The 22,817-nt window shown below is 73.0% G+C and carries 18 protein-coding genes and 1 pseudogene; 5 read left to right on the plus strand and 14 right to left on the minus strand.

Going from position 1 to position 22,817, the window contains the following annotated elements; translation table 11 throughout:
* Positions 1 to 117: 117 nt before the first annotated feature.
* Both VHW64_RS08390 and VHW64_RS08395 read left to right on the plus strand, forming a co-directional pair.
* Complete coding sequence (locus VHW64_RS08390) at positions 118 to 1,932, plus strand: DEDD exonuclease domain-containing protein (protein ID WP_329650187.1); 1,815 nt, start codon at positions 118 to 120, stop codon at positions 1,930 to 1,932.
* Positions 1,933 to 1,954: 22 nt separating this feature from the next.
* Positions 1,955 to 2,233, plus strand: coding sequence for an Lrp/AsnC ligand binding domain-containing protein (locus VHW64_RS08395; RefSeq protein WP_329650074.1), 279 nt, complete (start codon positions 1,955 to 1,957; stop codon positions 2,231 to 2,233).
* Between the two features lie 17 nt (positions 2,234 to 2,250).
* Here the strand turns inward: VHW64_RS08395 and VHW64_RS08400 are convergent, their stop codons facing one another.
* The 4 genes from VHW64_RS08400 to VHW64_RS08415 form a co-directional block, all read right to left on the minus strand.
* A complete protein-coding gene (locus VHW64_RS08400; RefSeq protein WP_329650075.1) occupies positions 2,251 to 3,459 on the minus strand; it encodes a glycosyltransferase family 1 protein in 1,209 nt (402 codons plus the stop codon).
* A gap of 11 nt (positions 3,460 to 3,470) precedes the next feature.
* Complete coding sequence (locus VHW64_RS08405) at positions 3,471 to 4,586, minus strand: DegT/DnrJ/EryC1/StrS family aminotransferase (protein ID WP_329650076.1); 1,116 nt, start codon at positions 4,584 to 4,586, stop codon at positions 3,471 to 3,473.
* The gene (locus tag VHW64_RS08410) at positions 4,583 to 5,173 is read right to left on the minus strand and encodes a hypothetical protein (protein WP_329650077.1); all 591 of its coding nucleotides are present in this window, start codon (positions 5,171 to 5,173) and stop codon (positions 4,583 to 4,585) included. The genes VHW64_RS08405 and VHW64_RS08410 overlap by 4 nt, the downstream gene beginning before the upstream one ends.
* A gap of 110 nt (positions 5,174 to 5,283) precedes the next feature.
* Positions 5,284 to 6,519, minus strand: a complete 1,236-nt coding sequence (locus VHW64_RS08415; protein WP_329650078.1) for a hypothetical protein — start codon at positions 6,517 to 6,519, stop codon at positions 5,284 to 5,286.
* A 148-nt stretch (positions 6,520 to 6,667) separates the two neighbouring features.
* Between VHW64_RS08415 and VHW64_RS08420 the strand changes: the two genes are divergently transcribed.
* Positions 6,668 to 7,447, plus strand: a complete 780-nt coding sequence (locus VHW64_RS08420; RefSeq protein WP_329650079.1) for a glycosyltransferase family 2 protein — start codon at positions 6,668 to 6,670, stop codon at positions 7,445 to 7,447.
* Here the strand turns inward: VHW64_RS08420 and VHW64_RS08425 are convergent.
* The 7 genes and pseudogenes from VHW64_RS08425 to VHW64_RS08450 form a co-directional block, all read right to left on the minus strand.
* The gene (locus tag VHW64_RS08425; protein ID WP_329650080.1) at positions 7,404 to 8,963 is read right to left on the minus strand and encodes a DUF2142 domain-containing protein; all 1,560 of its coding nucleotides are present in this window, start codon (positions 8,961 to 8,963) and stop codon (positions 7,404 to 7,406) included. The two genes, VHW64_RS08420 and VHW64_RS08425, sit on opposite strands and share 44 nt — an antisense overlap.
* Entirely contained in the window at positions 8,960 to 9,340 is a 381-nt protein-coding gene (locus tag VHW64_RS08430; protein ID WP_329650081.1) for a DUF2304 domain-containing protein, read from the minus strand. Before VHW64_RS08430 ends, VHW64_RS08425 begins: the two co-directional genes overlap by 4 nt.
* A gap of 99 nt (positions 9,341 to 9,439) precedes the next feature.
* On the minus strand, positions 9,440 to 10,657 hold the full coding sequence (gene hemW / locus VHW64_RS08435) for a radical SAM family heme chaperone HemW (RefSeq protein ID WP_329650082.1): 1,218 nt from the start codon (positions 10,655 to 10,657) through the stop codon (positions 9,440 to 9,442).
* Between the two features lie 51 nt (positions 10,658 to 10,708).
* Positions 10,709 to 10,879 (minus strand): hypothetical protein, encoded by a 171-nt coding sequence (locus VHW64_RS08440; protein WP_329650083.1) that lies wholly within the window; start codon positions 10,877 to 10,879, stop codon positions 10,709 to 10,711.
* Between the two features lie 95 nt (positions 10,880 to 10,974).
* The gene (locus tag VHW64_RS08445) at positions 10,975 to 14,289 is read right to left on the minus strand and encodes an adenylate/guanylate cyclase domain-containing protein (protein ID WP_329650084.1); all 3,315 of its coding nucleotides are present in this window, start codon (positions 14,287 to 14,289) and stop codon (positions 10,975 to 10,977) included.
* 126 nt (positions 14,290 to 14,415) lie between these two features.
* Positions 14,416 to 14,544: pseudogene (locus VHW64_RS20285) on the minus strand (double zinc ribbon domain-containing protein); the annotation flags it as partial.
* Positions 14,545 to 14,562: 18 nt separating this feature from the next.
* Positions 14,563 to 16,308 carry an MFS transporter gene (locus tag VHW64_RS08450; RefSeq protein ID WP_329650085.1) on the minus strand — a complete coding sequence of 582 codons (1,746 nt, stop codon included), beginning with the start codon at positions 16,306 to 16,308 and terminating at the stop codon, positions 14,563 to 14,565.
* A gap of 226 nt (positions 16,309 to 16,534) precedes the next feature.
* Between VHW64_RS08450 and VHW64_RS08455 the strand changes: the two genes are divergently transcribed.
* Positions 16,535 to 16,831: a hypothetical protein gene (locus VHW64_RS08455; protein WP_329650086.1), complete on the plus strand. Its 297-nt coding sequence runs from the start codon at positions 16,535 to 16,537 to the stop codon at positions 16,829 to 16,831.
* A gap of 297 nt (positions 16,832 to 17,128) precedes the next feature.
* Here the strand turns inward: VHW64_RS08455 and VHW64_RS08460 are convergent, their stop codons facing one another.
* The 3 genes from VHW64_RS08460 to VHW64_RS08470 all read right to left on the minus strand — a co-directional run bounded on the left by VHW64_RS08460 (position 17,129) and on the right by VHW64_RS08470 (position 21,627).
* Positions 17,129 to 18,952 carry a long-chain fatty acid--CoA ligase gene (locus VHW64_RS08460; protein ID WP_329650087.1) on the minus strand — a complete coding sequence of 608 codons (1,824 nt, stop codon included), beginning with the start codon at positions 18,950 to 18,952 and terminating at the stop codon, positions 17,129 to 17,131.
* Between the two features lie 254 nt (positions 18,953 to 19,206).
* Complete coding sequence (locus tag VHW64_RS08465; protein ID WP_329650088.1) at positions 19,207 to 20,625, minus strand: AMP-binding protein; 1,419 nt, start codon at positions 20,623 to 20,625, stop codon at positions 19,207 to 19,209.
* A 51-nt stretch (positions 20,626 to 20,676) separates the two neighbouring features.
* Positions 20,677 to 21,627: an aminoglycoside phosphotransferase family protein gene (locus tag VHW64_RS08470; RefSeq protein WP_329650089.1), complete on the minus strand. Its 951-nt coding sequence runs from the start codon at positions 21,625 to 21,627 to the stop codon at positions 20,677 to 20,679.
* A gap of 59 nt (positions 21,628 to 21,686) precedes the next feature.
* Here VHW64_RS08470 and VHW64_RS08475 point away from each other — a divergent pair, with 59 nt between their 5' ends.
* On the plus strand, positions 21,687 to 22,805 hold the full coding sequence (locus tag VHW64_RS08475; protein ID WP_329650090.1) for a DNA glycosylase AlkZ-like family protein: 1,119 nt from the start codon (positions 21,687 to 21,689) through the stop codon (positions 22,803 to 22,805).
* Positions 22,806 to 22,817 lie beyond the last annotated feature (12 nt).

The following is a 22,817-nucleotide window of genomic DNA, read 5'->3' on the forward strand; positions in this document are numbered from 1 at the left end:
GGTGGCCGTGCGGCGATGTTCCGCGTGTCCCGGTCCTGGGTGTCGGTGCGCCGCCCTAGCGTCGTTGACGTGAGCACCGCACCGCTGTCCAGCCCGCCCGGGCCCGGGGGCGGCGCCGTGGCGCGCTCGTCGCGGTGGCAGTCACGGTGGCAGTCCCGCTGGGAGGAGCAGCGCTCCTTCGACGAGCTCGGGCGGCCGCTGCGCGACCTCACGTTCTGCGTGGTCGACCTCGAGACCACCGGCGGCTCCGCGGAGGCCGGCTCGATGATCACCGAGATCGGGGCGGTCCGGGTGCGCGGCGGTGAGCTGCTCGGCGAGTTCCAGACCCTGGTCAACCCGCACACCCAGATCCCACCCTTCATCGCGGTCCTGACCGGCATCACCAACTCGATGGTCGGCGAGGCGCCGTCGATCGAGTCGGTGCTCCCGGCGTTCCTGGAGTTCGCCGCCGGCTCGGTGCTGGTGGCCCACAACGCGCCGTTCGACATCGGGTTCCTCCAGTGGTTCGCCGCCCACCAGGGCATCGCCTGGCCGACCTTCGAGGTGCTCGACACAGCCAAGATCGCCCGACGCGTGATCACCCGCGACGACGCGCCCAACTGCAAGCTCTCCTCGCTGGCCCGGGCCTTCAACGCCTCGACCACGCCCAACCACCGGGCGCTGTCCGACGCCCGGGCCACCGTCGACGTGCTGCACGGCTTGATGGAGCGGCTCGGCGGTCTCGGGGTGCACACCCTGGAGGAGCTGGCGACCTTCAGCGCCAAGGTCTCCACCGCCCAGCGACGCAAGCGCCATCTCGCCGAGGGGCTCCCCCACGCCCCCGGCGTCTACCTCTTCCGAGACGAGCAGGCCCGCGTGCTGTACGTCGGCACGTCCCGCGACCTACGGACCCGGGTCCGCTCCTACTTCACCGCCTCGGAGACACGCTCGCGGATCGGCGAGATGGTGACCATCGCGACCTCGGTCTCGGGCATCGAGTGCGCCACCGCACTCGAGGCCGAGGTGCGTGAGCTGCGCCTGATCGCCGAGCACAAGCCGAAGTACAACCGGCGTTCGCGCTTCCCCGAGCGGGTGACCTACCTCAAGCTCACCCGCGAGCCCTGGCCGCGCCTGTCGCTGGTGCGCCGGGTCAGTGACGACGGAGCCGACTACGTCGGGCCGTTCGCCAGCAAGAAGACCGCGGAGAAGTGCCTGGCCGCCCTCCACGAGACCTTCCCGCTCCGGCAGTGCTCGCAGCGCATCAGCCGCAGCCCGTCGGGGACCGCCTGCGTCCTGGCCGAGATGGGGCGCTGCCTGTCGCCGTGCGACGGAAGCGTCGACGAGACGACGTACGCCGCGGTGGTGCGGCAGCTCCGCGACAACCTGCTGCGGCGACCCGACGACGTCGTCGAGCTGATCACGAGCCGGATGAGCGCGCTGGCCGAGGGCGAGCGGTTCGAGGAGGCGGGGGTCCACCGCGACCGGCTTGCGGCGTTCGTCCGTGCCGCATCGCGGACCCAGCGCCTCACCGCGCTGACCCGGATCCCCCAGCTGGTCGCCGCGCGACGGGAGACGGAGTCCCCTGCCTCGGGGACGCTCCGGGCTCGGTGGGCCGTCCATGTCGTGCGCCACGGCCGGCTCGCAGCAGCGGGCGTGATCCCACCGGGCGCCGACGCGCACCAGTTCGTGGCCGAGCTCGTGGCCAGCGGCGAGTCCGTGCGGGGCGGGCCGGGGCCGGCGCCCGCCGCGACCGCGGAGGAGACCGAGAAGATCCTGCGCTGGCTCGAGGCGCCCGGGCTGCGGCTGGTCGAGGTGGACGGCGAGTGGACCTGTCCGGTCGGGGGTGCGACGCGCCACCTCGCCCTGCACGACGCGGTCAACCAGTCCCGTCTTGACCTCGTGCCGTTCGACGAGCGCCGCGACCTGCCGCTCGCCTCCCGCCCCACCCGCTGACCCCGCGCACTAGGGTGCGGGCATGATCACCGCCATCGTCTTCGTGAAGGCCGACGTCGCGCAGATCCCCGAGGTGGCCGAGGCGATCGCCGACCTCGACGGCGTCAGCGAGGTGTACTCGGTCACCGGCCAGATCGACCTCATCGCGCTGGTCCGGGTGCGCGCCCACGACGACGTGGCCAACGTCGTGGCCGACCGGCTGAACAAGGTCCCCGGCGTCCAGTCGACCGAGACCCACATCGCGTTCCGCGCCTACTCCCGGCACGACCTCGAGTCGGCGTTCTCCGTCGGCGTCGACTGAGCCGCCCTCGCGCGTCGTCAGGGACCGCCGAGCGCCTCGGCCTCGTCGTCGCGCGGGAGGTCTCCGGCCGCCAGCCGGCAGAGGGCGGCCGTGGCCAGGGATGTACGCCGCCAGCTCAGTGCCTGCACCTGGTGCCGCCCGGCCTCGCCCATGCGCTCCGCGAGCTCGTCGTCGGAAACGAGAGTCTCGATCGCCCTCGCGAAGCCCTCGACGTCGCGCTGCTCGACCACCAGGCCCCCGGCTCCGACCTGGTCGGGCAGGCTCGTCGTACGGGCGACCACGGCCGGCTTGCCCTGCCTGAACCCTTCCCATACCGGGAAGCTCGCGGACTCGAACAACGACGGGACCGCGACGACCCAGGCACGCTCGTAGAGAGCCCCCAGCTCCTGGGCGGTGACGTACCCCGGGATGGTCTCGGAGGGCGCGAGCCCCGCATCCTCGACAGCCTTGCGGATCGCCGGGTACTCGCCGATGTGCGCCCCCGGAAGCACCAGCCGCACCCGAGACCCGCCCTGCCGGAGGCGGCCGACCGCGCGCACCAGGGTCACGTGGTCCTTGTGCGGCCAGAACGCCGCCGGGTACAGCACCAGGGGGTCGCGGTCACGGGGCAGCGGCGCCGAGGAGGACGGCAGCGCCACCGGCGCGAGGGGTACGACATGGATCTTGTCGCCCGCGATGTCCCAGAAGCTCTCCACGTCCGCCTTGACCGCCCGGGTGCCCACCGAGATCTGGCTGGCGCGCTCGGCCCGCGCACGCCAGTCGACCTCGCGATGTCGCAGCTGCGCCTGCGTGAACAGCTCCGGCAGGTAGTGGTGCTGGAGGTCGTGGGGCTGGTAGACGCTCGGGAGGCTGGTCACGAAGCCGTCCTGGAAGGGCAGGTGCGCGACGTCCGCACCGAGGTCTGCGAGGAAGGCGTCCCAGTGCGCCAGCGCCCTGTCGTCGGAGGCCCGGGTCACCCGCTCCACGTGCGGGCGAAGTCGGCTGACCAAGGTCGGAGCGCGCCGCGCGACGCGCATCCCGACGCGCTCGACCAGACTGGAGTGCACGACCACGTCGTCGTTCTCGGGCAGCCACGGGCCGAGCCAGCGTTCGTGGCCGGGATAGACCACCCAGGTCCGCTTGACGTGGGGGTGCTCGGCATACCCCTGCGCGAGGCCGATCACCACCTGGGAGACGCCACCGGCCAGCCCTTCGGGCAGCCGCGCGTCGATCGCGATGTGCAGCATGGGCGGGCCCGCTAGGCCGGCAACCCGCGGAGCACGGCGCTGGCGACCCGGGCCGCGACGTCCGGGGCGAACGCGCTCGAGGTGGGCAGGCTCAGCCCGCAGTCACCCAGGCGAGCCGTGACCGGCAGCTCGGAGGCGCAGCGACCCCGGTAGGGCGGCAGCGTGTGGATCGGCACGAAGAACGGGCGGGTGTCGATGCCCTGCGCGGTGAGCCGCCCGGCGACCCGGTCACGAGTCTCGGCGTCGTCGAGGAGGAGGCCGTAGAGCCAGGGCGTCGTCACGGCCCAGTCGGCGACCGGCTGGAGCGTCAAGCCCGGCACGTCGCGGAAGTGCTCGTCGTACGTCGCGTAGAGCGCACGGCGCCGCGCCAGCATCTCGTCGACCCGCGAGAGCTGGCCGCACAGCAGGGCGGCCGCGACGTTGGTGAGTCGGTAGTTGTAGCCGATCACGGGGAACCAGTACCGGCGCTCGGGGTCCATGCCCTGGCCGCGGAGCAGGCGCATCCTGGCCGCCAGCGCCGCGTCGTTCGTGGTGACCGCGCCGCCCTCGCCGCTGGTGACGACCTTGTTGCCGTAGAAGGAGAAGGTGGCGACATCGCCGAGCGACCCGGCGCGACGCCCCTTGTACTCCGCGAACGGCGCCTCCGCGGCGTCCTCGACCAGGGCCAGCCCGTGCTGGTCGGCGAGCGCCCGCAGCGGGTCCATGTCGGCGGGATGACCGTAGAGGTGCACCGCGATCACCGCGACCGTGCGGGGCGTGATCGCGGCCTCGACGGCGCCCGGGTCGATGCCCCACGTGTCGGCGGAGATGTCGACGAAGACCGGTGTCGCCCCGCAGTACGACACGGCGTTGGCCGTGGCGATGTAGGTCATCGACGGCACGATCACCTCGTCGCCCGCGCCGACACCGAGGGCCTCGAGCACCAGGTGGAGAGCCACCGTGCCGTTCGACACCGGGACGACGTGCTCGGTCTCGCAGAGTCGCCCGAACTCGCGCTCGAAGGTGTCGAGGTACTGCCCCGCGGACGAGATCCAGGTCGACCGGACGGCGTCCGCGACGTTGTCGGCCTCCTCCGGACCGAGGTCCGGCATCGAGACCGGGACGCCGTCGGCCTGCGGGCTCGTCATCGGCTCATCACCCTCGCGGGGACCCCGACGACCACCTCGCCGTCGGCGACGTCCTTGGTGACCACAGCGCCCGAGCCGACCACGGCTCCGGCACCCACCCGACGCCCCTCCCGGACGTTGGCACCGCTGCCGACCAGCGCGCCGGCACCGATCACGGCACCGCCGCCGAGGGTGGCCCCGGGGTTGACGACGGCGGCCTCGCCGACGACCACGTCGTGGCCGACCGCGACGTTGGTGTTGAGCAGGCACGCGGGCCCGAGCTCGACGTCGCACGTGGTGACCACCCCGGCCGCCACCATCGCGCCCTCCCCCACCCGTGTCGTGTCTCCGATCACCGCCGCGGGGTGGACCAGTGCCGGCCAGCCCGCCGTGACCACCTCGTGCCACGTGCGCCACACCCGCAGCCGCGCCTCGGGATGCCCGATGCCGAGGGCGACGGCCCCGACCGCGGCACCGCTCCGGACCTCGTCGAGGAGGGCCGCCTCGCTCGTCTCGTCGGCGAAGGCGACGCGGGAGTCGGGCCCGCACAGGCCGAGCACCCTCATCAGCTGGAGCGTCTCTCGCGACTGGCCGGAACTGCCCAGCATGAGTACGTCGTACAACGAAAGAGCCCTCCTGGTCGGCCACCGGAACCGTACCCCCGGGCGGCGCCCAGGCGTGGGAACTTCGCACCACGACCCGGCCTGCCGGGGTGGAGTCAGCGCTGGGTCTCCTCGGCCCAGGAGCGGAAGCGGCGCATCGCGGCCACGGACAGGAACGCCGTGGTCGCGATCAGCGGCAGGACCAGGCCCGCTGTGACGATCCGGTCGGGCGGCAGCGCCACCAGGGTCACCGCCACCAGCGCCGAGCCCAGCGCCCAGACCCAGGCCGCGGACGCCGAACGCCGCAGAGCCATCAGCGGCACCGACAGCCAGGAGCACAAGATGGCCAGGACGGTCGACAGGGCCAGGCACGCGAACCCGTACGACGGCAGCCTCACCCGCGAGCCGTACAGCAGGGAGGTCGCCGGATGAGCGGTCACCAGGCAGACCAGGCCGCCCCCGACGCCGATGGCGAGACAGGCGGCGCCGCTGCGCCACATGACCCGACGGAAGGCCGCCACCGAGCCCGACGGCAGCACGCGGGACAGCTCGACCAGCGCCGAGACGGTGATGGTGCCGACCAGGATCGTCGGCAGCCGCATCCAGCTGTTGGCCACGACGAACGCGCCGACGAAGTCGCGGTCGTGCTCGGAGACCTTCCACGACAGCACGATCGGCGGGAGGTTGAGCGAGATCTGGTAGCCCAGCGCGATCGCCACGAACGACACGTGCTCGAAGCCCGGGGCGACCCCGACGGACGCCGGCGAGGCCGCACGCCGGCCGAGGAGGATGTGGGCAGCGCCGGCCGAGAGCAGGATCGGCAGCCCGATCGAGATCCCCAGGATCGTCGCGGCCGGCGCTCTCCACACCACCGCGAGCGCGACCAAGGCGATCCGGCAGACGCCTTCGAGGACCATGGTGGCGGCGTAGGCGGACAGGGCCTGGCAGCCGAGGAGCTCGCCCCGCCGCGGCGAGACGACGGCCCAGCCCAGCACGGCGAGGATCGACCACCCCAGCAGCGGGTAGCGGTGGCCGGCGCCTGTCCCGCCGACGACGACGGCCACGCCGGCCATCGTCACGACGGCCGACACCGCGAGCCAGTACGCCGGGCTGCGGCCGTGCGCATGGTCCCCGGCGTTCCGGCGCCGGCTGATCAGCTGCTCGGTCGGGGTGGCGACGCCGAAGCCGAAGACCACCGACACGACCCAGGCGATGCTGACGCCGCTGAACGTCGCGTGGGAGAGGATCCGCGGCCCGGCCGCCAGGATGGCCGCGCCGGACACGGCGACCAGCCCGAAGCCCGCGCCGAGGAGCAGTGTCGCTGACCCCGTCGTCCTGGGCAGCCGCACCATGCTTCTCCCGCTCGTGAGTCCCGGATGTGCTCCGAACACCCGCCGGTGCTCAGCGTCCCACGCGTCGCCCGGTGACCTCCGCAGGCCGCGCCGGGCGCGCCGGGCGCGGCGCGGGCCGGCCCGCGGTGCGTGCGTCTACGGTCTGACCATGACGCCACGGGTGCTGATGGTGGTGCCGACGCTCGGCCGCAGGATCGCTCACCTCACGCTGTGCCTGGAGTCGATCACGTCCCAGGACGTGCCGGGCCTGGACCTGCTGCTGGTCGCCCCACCCTCCCCGGAGGTCGAGGCGCTGGCCGAGCGCTTCGGCGCCCGCCTGCTGCCCGATCCGGGATCCGGGATGTCCGGGGCCCTCAACGCCGGCTTCGCCGCGGCCGCGACCGGCACGCCGTACGTCGGCTGGCTCGGCGACGACGACCTGCTCAGCCCCGGCTCGCTCGCGGCGACGACCTCGGCGCTCGACGCGGACCCGGGCGCCTCGATGGCCTTCGGGTGGTGCGACTACGTCGACGACGTGGGCACCGTCATCTTCGCCAGCCGCGCGGGCCGCCTGGCAGGCCGCAGCATCGCCTTCGCCCCCAACCTGGTCCCGCAGCCGGGGTCGCTCATGCGGCTGCCCGACGTGCAGGCCGCGGGCGGTCTGGACGAGGCGTTGACCTACTCCATGGACCTCGACCTCTTCCTGCGCCTGCGGAGGCGCGGCCGACTGCTCGCGCTCCCCCGTACGGTCGCGTCGTTCCGCTGGCATCCCGACTCGATCACCGTGCAGTCGGAGACGGCATCGGCCGAGGAGGCCGACCAGGTCCGGATGCGCTACATGGCGCGCCCGGTCGCCGCCTGCTACCAGGTGGCTCGCTGGCCGGGACGATGGGCCCTGCGCGTGGTCAAGTGGAGAGTTCGAGGCCGACTGCGCCGGGCTCGGGGATAGCCTCGCGAGCCGGCCGGCGCAGCGGCAGGAGCAGGCAGACCACGACCCAGCCGACGGCCATCAGCAGAGCCGTCACGACGGCCGGCGGATGCACCCACGACGAGTCGCCGGCCGAGACCGCACGACGCAGCTCGTCCTGCTCGAGGTGGTAGACGCAGGCGACCTGCGCGACGAGCAGGAACACCGCGCCGAGTCCGACCAGCCGTCGGCCCTCGCGCGGGGCGAAGCCCGCGTCGTCGAGCATCAGTCCGCACAGCGGCAGGATGCCGATCACGAAGGGCTGCTCGTAGCGCCCCTGCCACACGGCGCCGGCGCTGGGCATGAACACCAGGGAGATGACGATCGGGATCACCAGTGACGCCACGCCGACCCACAGCAGGGTACGGCGCGCACGGGTCGGCGCGCCCTTGCGCCAGGCCGCGAAGAACATCAGGCAGATCACGAAGAACGCCAGCGGGTAGACACCCAGCGGCGCCGGGATGTCGCGGTAGGGGAACGCCCCGACCATCTGCATCGTGAAGACCGGCAGGTTGAACGCCAGGACCCAGCGGACGACGTCCTTGTCGGGCGCCCCGGGGGTGGCATGGGCGGCGATCCGCTGCCAGGCCTCCCACCAGACCGCGCCCAGGCCGACGGCGATGACGCCGAGCGTGACGACCCGGCGGTGCGCGGCCACGATCCGGCGCGTCGTACCCAGGCCGCCGAAGGCGACCACCGTCAGCACGATGGCCACCACCCACAGCGGCCCGAGCAGGCGGACGAACATCAGTGGCGTCCCGGCCGCGAACGCCAAGGAGAGCAGTCGCCCTCGACGGCGCACGTCGCCCTCGCGCACCACCGCCAGGAGAGAGGCCCACAGCAGGAAGGCCAAGGCCAGCTCGGGACCGTTCGGGGCCGGGATGGCGCCGGAGAAGAACGCTTCGGGCATCAGCGCCGCGACGGTCCCCAGGCTGGCCCACAGTCCGGTCCCCGCGACGCTGAGCACGCCGATCGCCAGGGCCATCAGGCACGAGCAGATCAGAGCGGTCGCGATCCGCATCGCGTAGTCGGCGGCCGCTCCGTGGAACGGCCTGGCCGCGGTCCCCACGACCCAGTAGAAGAAGGGGTCGTAGGCACCCGCCGCGGTCGCGACCTGCGACTCGCCGTCCCGCGTGGCCACGGCGTGGCAGTTGTCGTGGCCCATGTACTGCAACGACAGGCACTGCCCCTGGGCCGCCAAGACGATGTCGGTGGGGACCCACACCAGGGTTCCGCGCCCGTGCGCGGCTCCCTGCGTCAGGTGCCACTCTCCGCGGGCGACGCCGGCCGCGCGGTAGGTGTGGTCGACCTCGTCGGAGCCACGGAACGGCGGCACCGCCAGGATCCAGGCCGCCTCGGCGACCAGGAGGGCGACCAGGGCGAGCAGCCCCCTGCGGACCGCGACGCTCATCCGGCCCTCAGGGGTACGGCGCGACGGCGCGGCTCCGGACGGCTCCGGCGACGCGGTGGCGCCGGCGCCTGGCGTGGCGAGGGTCATCGCGTCGGTTCCGACTCGCGGACCAGCGGTGCCTCCGCCGCGGAGATCCGGGCGTCCTGAAGGGCCTGGGCACGCGCGAGGTCGACGTAGCGGCGCTCGAGGTCGGCCAGCCGCCGGAACAGCACGACCGAGATCAACATGAACGAGACGGTGACGATGTAGAGCAGCAGGTCGGCACCACGGCCGACTCCGAGCCGGTTGGCCACCCAGGTCAAGGAGTTGGGGTAGAGCACCACGACCACGGCGGCGGCGAGCCCCGCGACCACGAAGCCGCGCCAGACGACCCGGTGCAGCGCACGCCGACCGCCCCGCACGGCGTAGTGGCCGACGAGGGCGATCGCCGCGAGGAGCAGCAGCTTGATCAGGGGCTGAGTCATGGTCTCCGGCCTGGCGAGAAGGGACTCAGTCAGGCTAGGACGGCACCACGCCCGGTGTCCGGGAAACGTAAAATCTCGAGCGTTCGGCGAGAGGGGGGTCTACGGCAGCAGGTCGCGGACGACCGCGTCCGCGAGCAGCCTGCCCTCGGCGGTGAGCACGAGCCGCTCGGTGGCCAGCTCGACGAGGCCGCGGGCCACCAGGTCGGCGACCGCGCCGCGACCGTGGGCATCGAGCGCGAGGACCGGGAGCCCGTCGCGGAGCCGGATCTCCAGCAGCACCCGCTCGACCCGACGAGACTCCGGGTCCAGCGTCTCGCGCGCCGCGGCGGGGCTGACCCCGCTCGCGATCCGCTCGGCGTACGCCGCGGGGTGCTTGACGTTCCACCAGCGCACGCCGCCGACGTGACTGTGGGCGCCGGGCCCGACCCCCCACCAGTGGCTGCCGGTCCAGTACAGCTCGTTGTGGCGACATCGTGCCGAGCGGTCCCGGGCCCAGTTGGACACCTCGTACCACTCCAGCCCGGCCCCGGAGAGGAGCCGGTCGGCCAGGAGGTACTTGTCGGCGAGGTCGTCGTCGTCGGGCATCGGCAGCTCGCCGCGCGAGACACGTCGGGCCAGCGCGGTGCCGGGCTCGACGATCAGGGAGTACGCCGAGAGGTGGTCGGGCTCGCAGCCCAGCGCCACCTCCAGCGAGGTGGCCCAGTCGGCCATCGACTCCCCCGGCGTGCCGTAGATCAGGTCGAGGCTGACCTGGGCGAAGCCGGCCGCCCGCGACCAGTCCACGACCGCGGGCACCCGCAGCGGGTCGTGGGTCCGGTCGAGGGTGCGCAGCACCCGGTCGACCGCCGACTGCATCCCGAAGCTGACCCGGGTGAACCCCGCCTCCCGCAGGGCCTCCAGGTCCCAGGCCGCGACGCTGTCGGGGTTGGCCTCGGTCGTCACCTCGGCGTCCGGGGCGAGCCCGAACTCCGCGGCCACCGCGGCGAGGACGGCGGCGAGGTCGCCGGAGCCCAGGAGCGTCGGCGTGCCACCACCGAAGAAGACGGTGTCCACGGGCAGGTCGCGGTCGCCGAGCACCCTGCGCGCCATCCGGATCTCGCTGATCGCGGCCTCGGCGTACGACGCGCGCGAGGCGCCCGGCTGGTCACCGAGCTCGGCGGCGGTGTAGGTGTTGAAGTCGCAGTAGCCGCAGCGCACGGTGCAGAAGGGCACATGCACGTAGACGCCGAAGGACCTGCTGCCCAGCTCGGCCAGCGCGCTCCGAGGCAGCGCCCCGTCAGCGGGCGCCGGGTCGCCCGAGGGCAGCGAGGAGGGCACCTGCCCATCCAAGCATCAGCGGGGCCCCCGAGAGGGCCAGCCGCGGTTGCCTCAGCGCTTGCGCTCGATGTCGAGGTCCAGCACGTGGCCCTCGACGTCCTCGTCGTTGCGGTGGGGGGTGAAGTCGACGTTGCCCTCGTCGTCCAGGGGCAGGTAGTGGCCCTCGACGTCGGTGGGGTCGGTCTCGTTGCCGAACACGATCTCGGGTGTGTTCTCGGTCATCGCAGTGTCCTCTCCCTAGCTGCGTGCAGCTCCATGGTGTGCCTTGGCGCAGCCGGCGTCTGTCAGGTTGCTGACACTACGGGGAATTCGTCCGATCAGGAACCGACCGGCTGGCGCACCGGCCGGCCACCCAGCCGGTCGTCGAGCTCGGCGAGCCAGGCGCCGGCACCCAGCGATGCGTACGTCGCCCGAGCGGCGTCGAGCATCGGCGCGGCCTCGTCGGTCCGGCCGTTGCCCGCCAGCCACGCGCCGTACGCCGCGCGGCCGCGGGCAGCGTGCACCGGCGAGCCCCACGCGTCGTAGCACCGGACCGCCTCGACGAAGAGCCCCTCCGCGCGCTCGTCGGACCCGAGCCTGGATGCCGTCACGGCACCGAGCAGCGCGCGATGCCCGCGCAGACCCTCCTGCGGGACCGTGCTGGCCTGGTCGACGATCTGCTCCAGGCGGCCGATGAGCTCGCGGTCGTCGAGCGCCAACGCGATGTCGACGGCCACGCCGTAGGTCATGTGGAAGTCGTCGCTCACGCCGTAGAGCCGCTGGGCCAGGTCGAGGACCTCGTCGAGCCGCCTCGCCGTGGCGGGGTCACGGTCGCTCCACAGCGCGAGCAGGTCGGCGAGGTGCCAGTAGTCGCTGGTCTGCTGGCGCAGCTCGCCCCTGGCCGCGAGCGTGGGAGCCGGGTCGTGTCCCCGTGCGGCGCGGACGAGCGCGGCCATCGCCACCACGAGCGCGGCGTGGTCGGGCTGGACCAGCTCGTAGCCCGGCGCGGCCTCGACGTCGTCCCAGCGACCCATCAGGTAATGGGCCAGGGTGCGGTTGGCGTGGGCCAGGCTGATCCACTCGACGTTGCCGAGCCGGCGGGTGGAGTCGACGGCCTCGTCGAGCAGCCCCAGCGCCCGCGGGACGTCGGCGCCGAGGACGCCGGTCGACATGTTGGTCAACCCGACGGCCATCGTGAGGGGGTCGTGAGCCTCGCGGGCGACCTCGATGGACTTCTCGAGGAAGAGGTCGACCAGGATCGGGTTGTCGGCGCGCGCCATCAGGAACGACATGTTGCCCAGCACGCGCGCGACCATCGAGCGGTCTCCGACCAGGTCGGCGACGGCGAGCGCCTCGGCCATCAGATCCATGTCGGCGATGCCGGCCCGCACCATCGCCAGCTGGTAGGAGCCCAGGACGACGGCGAAGACCCGCGACCGCCGGCGGGTCTGCCGCAGCTCGTCGTAGTAGGGCCGCAGCAGGGCCACCGCGGCGTCGTAGTCGGCGGGTCCGCGGACGACGGCGTCGGCCTCGACCGCGGCGGCCTCCGCCTCCTGGTCGCCGTCGCCGAGCCCGTGGAACGCCGTCCGGGCTGCTCCGGCGTGCGCCAGCGCCTCGTCGTAGTGGCCCGCGTCGTGGCACGCCCGGGCCAGGTCGAGCTCGAGGACCGGTCGCACGAGCTCGTCACTGGCCAGCTCGATCGCGCGGCGCAGATGACCGGCCGCCTCGCCGGGCGCGCCGAGGGATCGCGCGCGGGCCGCGGCCTGCCGCAGCAGCGCGATCGCCCGCGCGGTCAGGTCGGGCACGTCGGGGTCGTCGGGGGCCGCCTCGATCGCGGCCACGGCGTGCTGGGCGGCGACCGAGGCCTGCTCCTCGGAGCCGGGACCCGTCTGGGCCTGGAGGACCCGCAGATGGGCCTGCTTGCGCTCGCGCCGCGACAACGTGGAGTAGGCGACCTGCCGCACGGCGGTCTGCACGAACTGGTAGCGGCCCTGCTCGCTGCTCAGCCGGTCGTGGTCGACGGTCAGGATCTGCGCGCGCACGAGGTCGCCGAGGACCCGGTGGAGGTCGGCGATGTCGGCGCACAGCTCGGCCAGCACGCCGGGGTCGACCGAGTCGCCGGCGACGCTCGCCCGGTCGACCACGAGGCGCTCGTCGGAGGTGAGGCGGTCCAGCCGCGCGGAGATCAACGCCTGGAGCGAGGTCGGGGCCCCGATGCTGTCGAAGTCCAGCGCGTCGGGATCTGCCAGGACGTAGGCACCGCCCCGCGGAACGACAAGGTCGCGGTCGATGAGAGCTCGGACGGTCTCGACGGCGTACGTCGGGATGCCCTCGGCGCGGCGGACGAGCTCGTCGCGCACGGTGGTCGGCAGGCCCTGCACCAGGCCGTCGACGAGGCCGGCCATCTCCCGGTCGGTCAGGGGGTCGACGTGGAGCACGGTGCTCCGCCGGTTGGTCACCAGCTCGGCATGCTCGGCGAGCAGCTCGGGCCGGGTGAGCAGCACGACGAAGCAGGGGAACGACGCGACGGCGAGCAGATGCTCGACGAACCGCAGCAGCCCATCGTCGGCGTAGTGCGCGTCGTCGACGAGCATCACCACGACCTCGGACCCGTCGCTGACGCGCTCGAAGAACGTCGTCCAGGCGGCATAGAGGTCGTCGCGCTGGAAGCTCGCCGCACCCGAGGTGCCCAGCAGCGCACCGAGCCGCGGGGCCAGCCAGGCGCGCTCCTCGGCGGAAGCGACGTACGCCGCGAGGCCGACGTCGATGAGGGTCTCGATGTCGGCCGGCGGCTCCTCCAGCCCGCATCCGGCCTCGAGGCGGCTGCGCACCGCTTCGGCGAGGGCGTAGTAGGCCACGCCCTCGCCGTAGGAGACGCACCGGCCGGCGTGCCACCGGCACGGCGTGCTCAGGCCGTCGGTGTACTTGGAGAACTCCCAGCCGAGGCGCGACTTCCCGGTGCCGGCGTCGCCCGCGACCACGAGCAGCGCGGCCCGCTCGGACTCCTCGCAGCGGTGGTAGGCCTCCTTGACCATGCGCAGCTCGCGGTCGAGCCCGACCAGGGGCGCCTCCAGCCCGTCGGCGCGCTGGGCGCCGCCGGCGGTCGCGATCACGGCACGCGCCGCCCACAGCGGCATCGGCTCGGCCTTGCCCTTGAGCGCGTGGGAGCCGACGTCGGCGTAGGAGATCGCGGCCGCCGTGAGCAGGCGGGTCGTCTCGTCGACCCAGACCTGGCCGGGTGCCGCGGCGGACTGGACCCGGCTGGCGGTGTTGACCGGGTCGCCGGCGACCATGCCCTGCATCTGCGCCCCGATGGTGACCGCGACCTCGCCGGTGACGATGCCGACGCGCATCGCCAGCTCGTCCAGGCCGATCTCGGCACCCAGCGCGGCGACCGCGGTGATCAGCTCCAGCCCGGCGCGCACCGACCGCTCGGCGTCGTCCTCGTTGGTCGTGGGCACTCCCCACACGGCCATCACGGCATCGCCGATGAACTTCTCCACGACGCCGCCGTAGCGCTCGACGATGGTCGCGCACTCCTCGAAGTAGCGGCTCAGCAGCTCGCGGACGTCCTCCTGGTCTCGGGTCTCCGACAAGGAGGTGAAGCCGACGAGGTCGCCGAACAGCACGCTGGTGATCCGCCGCGACGCCACCGGCGTTGCTCGGGGCTCGGGGTGCCCAGACCCCGGGGAGCCAGACCCCGGAGAGCCAGACTCCGGCGAGTCAGGACCCGGAGGCCGGGCGGCGGCCCGCGCACCGGTGGGCGTGCCGCACTCGAGGCAGAAGCGGGCGCCGGGTGGCAGGGACTCGCCGCACGCGCGACAGCCGGCGGCCAGCGAGGTGCCGCACTGCCCGCAGAACCTCGCGCCGTCCGGTTGGGAGCTGCCGCAGCCCGTGCACGCGATCATGTCAAGGGGCAGTGTCCCCTACGTGCGCAAGCGGCGGGTGACGACGTCTTCGGCGAGTCGGCGTGCCTCGCCCTGTCCGGTCACCGCCTCGAGGAACTCCTCGCGGGCCAGCGCCAGCAGGACCACGTCGTCGACGGCGGTGATGGTCGCCGTCCGGGGAACGTCGCGCAGCAGGCCGATCTCGCCGAAGTGGTCACCGGGACCCTCCTCGCGCAGCTCGTGGCCGTCGGCGGCGGTCACCCGCACCGTGCCTGACTCGATGATGTAGAACCGGTCGGACTCGTCTCCCTCGTGGACGACCACCGCCCCGGCCGCGACCGGCACGCGCACCAGCCCGCGCGCCAGTGCGTCGAGGGTGACCGGGCTCAACGGCCCGAACATCGAGACGGCCTGGAGCAACGCGAGACCGGCCGGGGCCTCCAGGCGATGGTCGAGCTGGCGCATCCGCGGCAGACCGAGGAGTGCGACCGCGCCGACGGCCAGGCCCAGCACCGCCATCGTCGTCCGCAGCCCCCACTCGTGCAGCATCACCGGGGTAATCGCCGAGCCGAGCGCCATGGTGGCGATCAGGCACGTCTCGAAGGCGCCGAAGACGCGGCCCAGCACGGCGTCCGGCGTCAGGCGCTGGATGACGGTGAAGACGTTGACGTCGACCAAGGGGTTGCCGAACCCCAGGAAGGCCATCACCAGGAAGGCCATCACCGGCGCGGGCCAGATCGTGACCAGGAGCAGCGGCACCGACCAGAGCAGGACGCCGGTCGTGAGGTCCTGGCCGAGCCGATGCCGGCTCGCCCGGGAGATCGCGAAGATGCCGCCGGCCACGGCCGCCAGTCCCGACATGGAGTCGAGCAGGCCGACGCCCTTCGCGCCCGTGTGCAGGATCTCCACCGCCATCACCAACGGCAGCACCGCCGTCGCCCCGGCCAGCACGGTCTGCGCCGAGCCCTCGAGAACGGTCAGCAGCAGGTCGCGGTCGCGGCCGATCGTCCGGAAGCCGGCCGACGTCTCGGCGACGAACCCCTCCGCCTTCTGCTCCGCCTCGGCGAGCACGTCGCCGACCTCGCCGCTGTCGTCCCCCTCGTGCGGCTTCGGGCCCGGCGACGGGGAGCGAACCGGAACCCGGATCCCCGACACCATCGTCATCGACAACAGGAACGACGCGACGTTGAGCAGGAACACGACCTCCACGTCGGCGATCGTCAGGAGTCCCGCGCCGATGGCCGGCCCGACGAAGATCGCCATGCTCTCCAAGGTGCTGGCGGTGGCATTGGATGCCGTCAGCTCGTCGGGCGTGTTGGCCAGCTGCGGTGTCAGGGCACCCTGCGCGGCGCGGAAGGACGAGCTGCCGAAGGAGGTGACGGCGGCGAGGGCGAAGATCGACCAGGCCGGAGTACCGAGGTAGAGGCAGATGGTCGCCGCCGAGATCAGCGTCGCGCAGTACAGGTCGCTGAAGATCATGACCCGCTTGCGCGGGTACCTGTCGGCGAACGTGGAGACGAACGGCGTCGCGAACGCCATCAGCGCCAGCCGGACGGCGGCGAAGATGCCGACCGCCTTCGGCCCGCCCACGCCGTACGCCCAGACCGCGACCGCGGTGGCATAGGCCCAGTTGCCGACCAGGGAGCCGGCGAAGGCCAGCTGGAGCCGCCGCAGGTCGCGGTTGACGAAGACCGATCTCAGCGAGCCGGTCGTCTCGCGCACGAAGGAGGCGACGACACCACCCCCGACGCCGACCTTGGCCCCGGCGGCCACGCTCTCGCTCACGGCACTCCCCCGTCCCAGTCGAGCCCGAGCCCGCGCCAGCGTAAGGCCTTTCCGGGTCGGCGACGGCGTTGTTCGGGCACTCTTCTGTGATGTCTGCCCGACGTGCCGCTACGTGGCGTTCGCTGGCCGGCCAGCAGCGGGGGCTGCTCCCAGGTCGTCGGCTGCTGGCGACGAGGTAGGACAGCGACCACGTCGACGACACGGCTCTTTCGCGAGACCGGCTGATGTGGGGGTGCTCCACGCCGGGCCGGGCCGCGCCATCGGGGGCCTGTCGGCCCTCGAGCGTCGCGGACTGGCGCACTGGCACCGCGAGGAGATCACGGTCCTGCTCGCCAAGCCGCACAACCTCGCGCCCTTGGCCGGCGTCCGCTTCGTGGGGACGCGCCGCCCGGTCGGGCTGTTCGCGACCGGGCCGTTGCCTACCTGGCGGACCGAGCCGGCAGCTCTCCTGGTCGCCGGCTCCGGCCGCGGCCGGGATGCGCCGCTCACGGACCGCTCGCAGCGGTGGTCCAGCAGCGCCTGACGACTCCTGAGCGTCTGCTGCGCGAGATCGGCCGGCTGCGGCCGCTGCGCTGGCGACGCCATTTCAAGCGGACGCTCGGGATGCTCGCCGAAGGCGCACACTCTCTGGCCGAGCCGCGTGGTGCGGATGCGCAAGGCGCACGGCCTCCCGCTGCCCGACCAGCAGACGCCGCGCCACGGCGGGACCGTGGTCCCCGAGCGCGTTGCCGCATCCTCGCTGGCGGCGTCGGAGAGAGTCGTCCGCTCGAGGCCGGGCTACAGACCGCCGTCCAGCGGACGACCCGGAGCGGCCGGGCGGTCAGGCGTAGAAGGCATCGATCGTGTCCGCGTAGTTGTCCTCGACGACGTTGCGCTTGACCTTCATGGAGGGAGTGAGCTCACCGGACTCGACCGAGAGGTCGTGGTCGAGCAGCGTCCACTTCTTGATGGTCTCCCAGCGGTTCAGGTGACTGTTCAGCTCCGTGACGTAGCCCTCCACCATCGCCCGGCACGCGTCGGAGGCGACGATGGCGGCGTAGTCGCCGTCCACGCCGTTCTCCTTCGCCCAGTCACCGAGCGGGTCGGGGTCGAGGGTGAGCAGGGCGACGCAGAAGTTCCGCTCGCTGCCGAACACCACGAACTGGCTGGCGTAGGGGCAGATCGCCTTGAACTTCGACTCGATCGCGGGCGGCGCGATGTACTTGCCGCCCGAGGTCTTGAACAGCTCCTTGATGCGGCCGGTGATCCGGAGGAAGCCGTCGGCGTCGAGCTCGCCCTTGTCGCCCGTGCGCAGCCAGCCGTCGTCGGTCAGGGTCTTCGCGGTCTCCTCGGGCAGGTTGTGGTAGCCCTCCATCACGCCCGGGCCCCTGATCTGGATCTCGTCGTTGTCGCCGAGCCGGACCTCGCTCCCGGGGAAGACCGGGCCCACCGTGCCCATCTTGTAGTCGTCGGGATGGTTGACGAACGAGCCCGCCGACGACTCGGTCAGCCCGTAGCCCTCGAGGATCAAGATCCCGGTGGCGTTGAACCACTCGGCGATGTCCTGGTTGAGCGCGGCCGCGCCGGAGATGAAGAACCGCACCCGGCCGCCGAAGCGCTGCCGGATCTTGCCGAACACCATCGCGTCGGCGACGAAGTGCTTGATCTGCAGGAGCGGCCCGGGCTGACGACCCTGCGCCTTGAGGGCGGCACGGGCGAGCCCGACCCTCATGGCCCAGGTGAAGACCGACTCCTCGAAGCCGCCCTTCGCCGCCTGCGTGGTCAGGATCCGGGCGTGCGCCTTCTCGAAGATCCGCGGAGCGGCACCCATGAACGTCGGTCGTACGACGCCGAGGTTGTCGACGATCCTGTCGACGCGTCCGTCGATGGCGGCGGGGTATCCGCACGCGAGCTGGGTGGAGAGCAGCACCTTGCCGAAGGAGTGGGCCATCGGCAGCCACCGGAACTCCAGGTCCTCCTCGCTCAAGATGCCCTGCGCCTGGATCGCGCTGCCCTCGTAGACCCACGAGGAGTGGCGCAGGCGGACGCCCTTGGGACGTCCGGTGGTGCCCGAGGTGTAGATCAGGGTGGCGAGCTGGTCGGGGCGGATCTGCTCGGCGGTCGCGCGGATCACGCCGCCGTGGTCGGCCAGGAAGGTGTCGCCCAGCGTGCCGAGGTCCGCCAGCGAGATCACCCAGTCGTCGTCCGACGAGGTGGCCGCGTCGAACGTCACCACCTTGGCGAGGTGGGGCAGCTCGGAGCGGTGGGCCCGGAGCTTGGCCACCTGCTCGTCGTCCTCGGCGAACACCACGCGGCACTCGGAGTCGCCGACGATGTACGCCGTGTCCTCGGCGTTGGTGGACGGGTAGACGGTGGTGGTCGCACCGCCGGCGCACATCACACCCAGGTCGGCCACGATCCACTCGTAGCGTGTGCCCGCGGCGATGCCGACGCGCTGCTCCGGCTCGATCCCGAGCGCGAGCAGCCCGGCGGCCACCCGGGAGACCTGCGCACCGGTCTCGGCCCAGGTGACCGACTCCCACGCCTCGCCGCGGGGGTAGCGAAACGCCTCGCTGCGCGGGCTCAGGTCGACCCGGTCGAGGAACTGCAAGGCGACGTTGGCGGCCATGTGGTCGACGAAGCCGGCGTCGATGGTGTCGGGCACGGGGTCTCCTGGAGCGGGAAGGGGGCGCGGTCAGAGCCCGCTTCACCCTAGGCCGTGTCTCCCAGTTCGGGGGGCCTGCTGCGCGGGATTTCGCATCCGATCTGGCTGCGTCCTCAGCGCTCGACGGGCATCCAGCCCGCCGTCGCGCGTCCGCCTTGCCGGATCGGCGCGAGATCCAGCTCGCTACGGCGCCGAACGGGGAGGCCCGCGCTGGTCGAGGACGTCACCCCCGAGTAGCCGATCGATCCGGCGGCTCAGCCCCGTCGGACCAGCCGGCCCAGCACGCGCAGACGTCCCTCGGAGTCCAGGAGCCCGGCGTCGCCGGTTGGCAGCCAGCCGTCTCGGAGCAGCTCGGGACCAGCCCTGCGGACACCGTGGTAGCCCTCGGCGACGCCAGGCCCGCGTACCTCGATCTCCCCGTCGCGGGAGATCGCCACCTCGGTGCCCGGGATCGGCCGTCCCGCCGTCCGGCTGTCGGCGTCCTCCGGCAGGGCGACGCTCACCGGACCCGAGTCCGCACGACCGTAGGCCTCCAGGACGGTCACGCCGACGACGTCGAGGTAGTCGGCCAGCTCGGCATCCACCCCGCCGCCCGAGACCACCACGAAGCGGAGCCGCTGCCCGAACAGGCCGCGCACGCCGGCGAGCACCTTGCGGTCCAGCGAGCGGTGCTGACGGGCCAGCCGGCCCCGGACCGGCTCGTCGCCGGCACGCGCCTCGTGCACCTGCCGGGCGACGTCGAGAGCACGCTCCGTCGTGCGCCGTCGCAGGCGCCCGTCACCACCCTGTTGCTCGGCGCGGGCGCGGATCTGCTCCAGCAACCGGACGCCCGCGGTCACGACGGTGGGATGGACGGTCCGCATGGAGTCGACGGCTCGTTCGGCGCGCCCCTCCACCGCGAGCGCGAAGCCGGTCGCCAGCTGCACCCCCAGCACCGCCTGGGCGTACGGCGAGGTGAGCGGCAGCGGGAGGTAGACCAGGTCGTCTCGGCTCAGCCGGCCCAGCATGCTCACGGCCGTGGCGCGGTAGCTCAGGGCGGCGTGCGTGATCCGGGCGCCGCGCAGCACGCCGTCCCGGTCGCGGGTGTAGGCGAGCGCGGCCAGGCCGTCTCGCCGGACCGCGTAGAGGCGCTGCGACAGCGCCCGCGGGTTGGCCGCGAGATGGTCGTGACCCAGTGCCAGCAGACCTTCCAGCGAGAGCACCCGCTCGTCGGGGTAGTCGCCGTCGACCTGCACCACCTTGCCGACCGTGCGGATGTCGGCGCGGATCCGCCACAGGGTCCGCACGGTCTCGAAGTCCTCGGCCAGGACGACGCGCGCACCGCAGTCGCCCAGCACCCGGGCGATCGTCTCGTCGTCGGCCGACGGGTCGATCGCGGTCACGGCTCCCCCGGCCCAGAGCGTGCTGAGGTAGCCCAGCACCCACTCGTAGCGGGTGCTCACCAGCATCGCCACCCGGTCCTCGGGCTCGACTCCGAGCGCCAGCAGCCCCGCGGCCAGCCCCTCGACCAGCGCGTGGGCGTGCGTCCAGGTCGACTCCTGCCAGCCGCCCTCGACCGGGTAGTAGAACGCGTCGGCGTCGGGCGTGTCCTCGACGCGCTGGAGGAACATGTGCACCAGCGACCGTGGTCGCTTCTCGAGCACCACGGCGTCCGGGGTGGTGTCGCCGCTCACCGTCCTCCTTCGGTCGCCGGAACTCTAGTGCCGCGCGGGCGGGCTCGCAGATCAGTCTTGGACGGCTTTGCTGATCGCGATGCACCGGGTGATCCACTCGCGCTCCTCGGCATCGAGGTCGCGACCGGCACGCTGGGCGTCCTGCACCGACCAGTTGGCGTTGAGGACCATCCGCACCACCACCCAGTCGCGAGCGCGGTCCTCGTCGAGTCCGGCTCCGTCGACCAGCGCGTGGAACCGTCGCCGCAGTCCCGCCCGCACGTCGCCGGCCAGCTCGTCGTACCGGTTCCACAGCATCGGAGCGGGCTCGTAGTGAGGGTCGCCCGACATCGGCTTGGGGTCGATCACCAGCCACGCGCCACGCTCGGGCTCGGTGTCGGCAGGGGCGGCCAGGACGTTCTCGTAGTGCAGGTCGCCGTGGATCATCCGTCCGGCGGCGGGGTGGTCGGCGAGCAGGTCACGCCCCAGTGACAGGGCCTGCTCGCGGTAGCGCGACGGGATCGGGATGTCGCGGGGCTGGGCGGCCAGGTCGTCGAGCCAGCGACCCACGAACGACGCCAGCTCGGCCAGCTGCGGCGGCGCCGGGACGTGGATCTCGGCGTAGAGCGACGCCACCACCGCGCAGGCCTCGGACTCCTCCAGCTCGCGGAGGTCGCGGCGCTCGAGGCGCTCCAGCAGCATCGCCCGACGGTGGGGGTCGGCGCGCAGCAGCCGGACCGTGCCGCGGCCCTGCCACTGCTGGAGCGCGAGCGCCTCGTGCAGCGACTCGTCGTCCTCGTCGAAGGCCACCTTCAGCACGGCGCGAGTGCCGTCGTCGGTGAGCACCGGCGCCACCAAGGAGCAGAAGCCGTGCCACAGGTCGTCGCCGTCTCGGCGCAGCGCCCAGTCGTCGAGGACGTCGCGGAACCGCCGGGGAAGGCCGTCGAGCCAGCGCGCCCAGTCCGGCCCGAGCCCGCGCTGCTCGTCCAGCCCGGGCGGCAGGACGATGAGCGGCTCGGGCATGGTGCCGCCATCGTGACACGGGGTCGGCGAGCCTCCGACGTGCGCCCTACGGTGGTGCCGTGGCGGCGTACGACTGGGACGACCTCAGAGCACTCACCCTCTCGCGGCAGTTCCCGGAGGTCCCCGGTGTCGGCCGTGAAGCCGTGGTCGAGACGGTGCGCAGGATCGGGCCGATCCAGTCGCAGACCGCGCGCTCGCCGTACGTCGCGATGGGCGCGCGCCGGCCGGGGGTCGCGCACGACACGGTGTCAGAGGCCTACGAGACGTGGGGAATCGTGCGCGGCAGCACGATCCGCGGCACCGTGCACACCTCCAGCGCCGAGCACCATCCGCTCCTCGACGCCGCCACCCGGGTCGGCCAGCGCGCGCTGTGGGCGCGCCACCTGCCTCTCCAGCACACCGAGGTGGAGGAGGTGTGGCGGGCCACCGAGGAGTTCGCCGCCGACGCCTGGCGGACCCCCGAGGAGCTCCTCGAGCACCTCGGAGACTGGCTCGTCGCCCGGGGCGAGGCCGTGCCCGCCGGGATCGACCGAGGCCTCGGGCGCTATCTCGGGTTCGGCCACGGCGGTCTGGTCCGGCGCCCGCTGCGCGGCGACTGGTCCGGACAGGGTGGCGCGGGCTACCGCACCGCCAGTGCCCTCGTCCCCGGCCGGCCGGCCGGGGACGACCCACTGCTCGACGTGCTGTGGTTGCACCTGTCGTCGTATGGCCCGGCCACGCGGCGCGACGTCGCGTGGTGGTCGGGGCTGGGGCTCCGGCAGGTCGACGCGCTGCTCGAGCGGCTCGACCCGGTCTGGCACGAGGGGCCGGGCGGTGCGGCGTACGCCGACGTACCCGGAGCGCCGCCGCCGAGCGAGCTGCCGGGGGTGCGCCTGCTGCCGGAGTTCGACGCCGTGCTCTGCGGCTACGACCCCAAGGCGCGGGAGCGCTTCGTGACCCCCGCCGACCACGCGCTCCTGTGGAGCACGAGCAACGGCTTCATGCTCGCGCCGCTGCTCGTCGACGGCCGGGTCGGCGGCCACTGGCGGATCGAGGGCGCGGGTCACGACCGCACGCTCGCGGTCTCGGTGTTCGCCGGGTCGCGCAAGCCGCGCAAGGCCGAGCTCGAGGAGCCGAGCGTCGCGCTGGCCACGGCGCTCGGCCTCGGCCTGCCCTACGCATCGGTCAACAGCGCCTGACGAGGTCGCGCG

The organism is Nocardioides sp. (assembly GCF_036267815.1).
Classification (GTDB): domain Bacteria; phylum Actinomycetota; class Actinomycetes; order Propionibacteriales; family Nocardioidaceae; genus Nocardioides.

Excerpts from the sequence above, each read along its gene's own strand:
- VHW64_RS08395 (WP_329650074.1), top strand. The coding sequence starts at position 1,955 with ATGATCACCGCCATCGTCTTCGTGAAGGCCGACGTCGCGCAGATCCCC.
- VHW64_RS08400 (WP_329650075.1), bottom strand. The coding sequence starts at position 3,459 with ATGCTGCACATCGCGATCGACGCGCGGCTGCCCGAAGGGCTGGCCGGT.
- VHW64_RS08405 (WP_329650076.1), bottom strand. The coding sequence starts at position 4,586 with ATGACGAGCCCGCAGGCCGACGGCGTCCCGGTCTCGATGCCGGACCTC.
- VHW64_RS08410 (WP_329650077.1), bottom strand. The coding sequence starts at position 5,173 with ATGCTGGGCAGTTCCGGCCAGTCGCGAGAGACGCTCCAGCTGATGAGG.
- VHW64_RS08415 (WP_329650078.1), bottom strand. The coding sequence starts at position 6,519 with ATGGTGCGGCTGCCCAGGACGACGGGGTCAGCGACACTGCTCCTCGGC.
- VHW64_RS08420 (WP_329650079.1), top strand. The coding sequence starts at position 6,668 with ATGACGCCACGGGTGCTGATGGTGGTGCCGACGCTCGGCCGCAGGATC.
- VHW64_RS08425 (WP_329650080.1), bottom strand. The coding sequence starts at position 8,963 with ATGACCCTCGCCACGCCAGGCGCCGGCGCCACCGCGTCGCCGGAGCCG.
- VHW64_RS08430 (WP_329650081.1), bottom strand. The coding sequence starts at position 9,340 with ATGACTCAGCCCCTGATCAAGCTGCTGCTCCTCGCGGCGATCGCCCTC.
- VHW64_RS08440 (WP_329650083.1), bottom strand. The coding sequence starts at position 10,879 with ATGACCGAGAACACACCCGAGATCGTGTTCGGCAACGAGACCGACCCC.
- VHW64_RS08470 (WP_329650089.1), bottom strand. The coding sequence starts at position 21,627 with ATGCCCGAGCCGCTCATCGTCCTGCCGCCCGGGCTGGACGAGCAGCGC.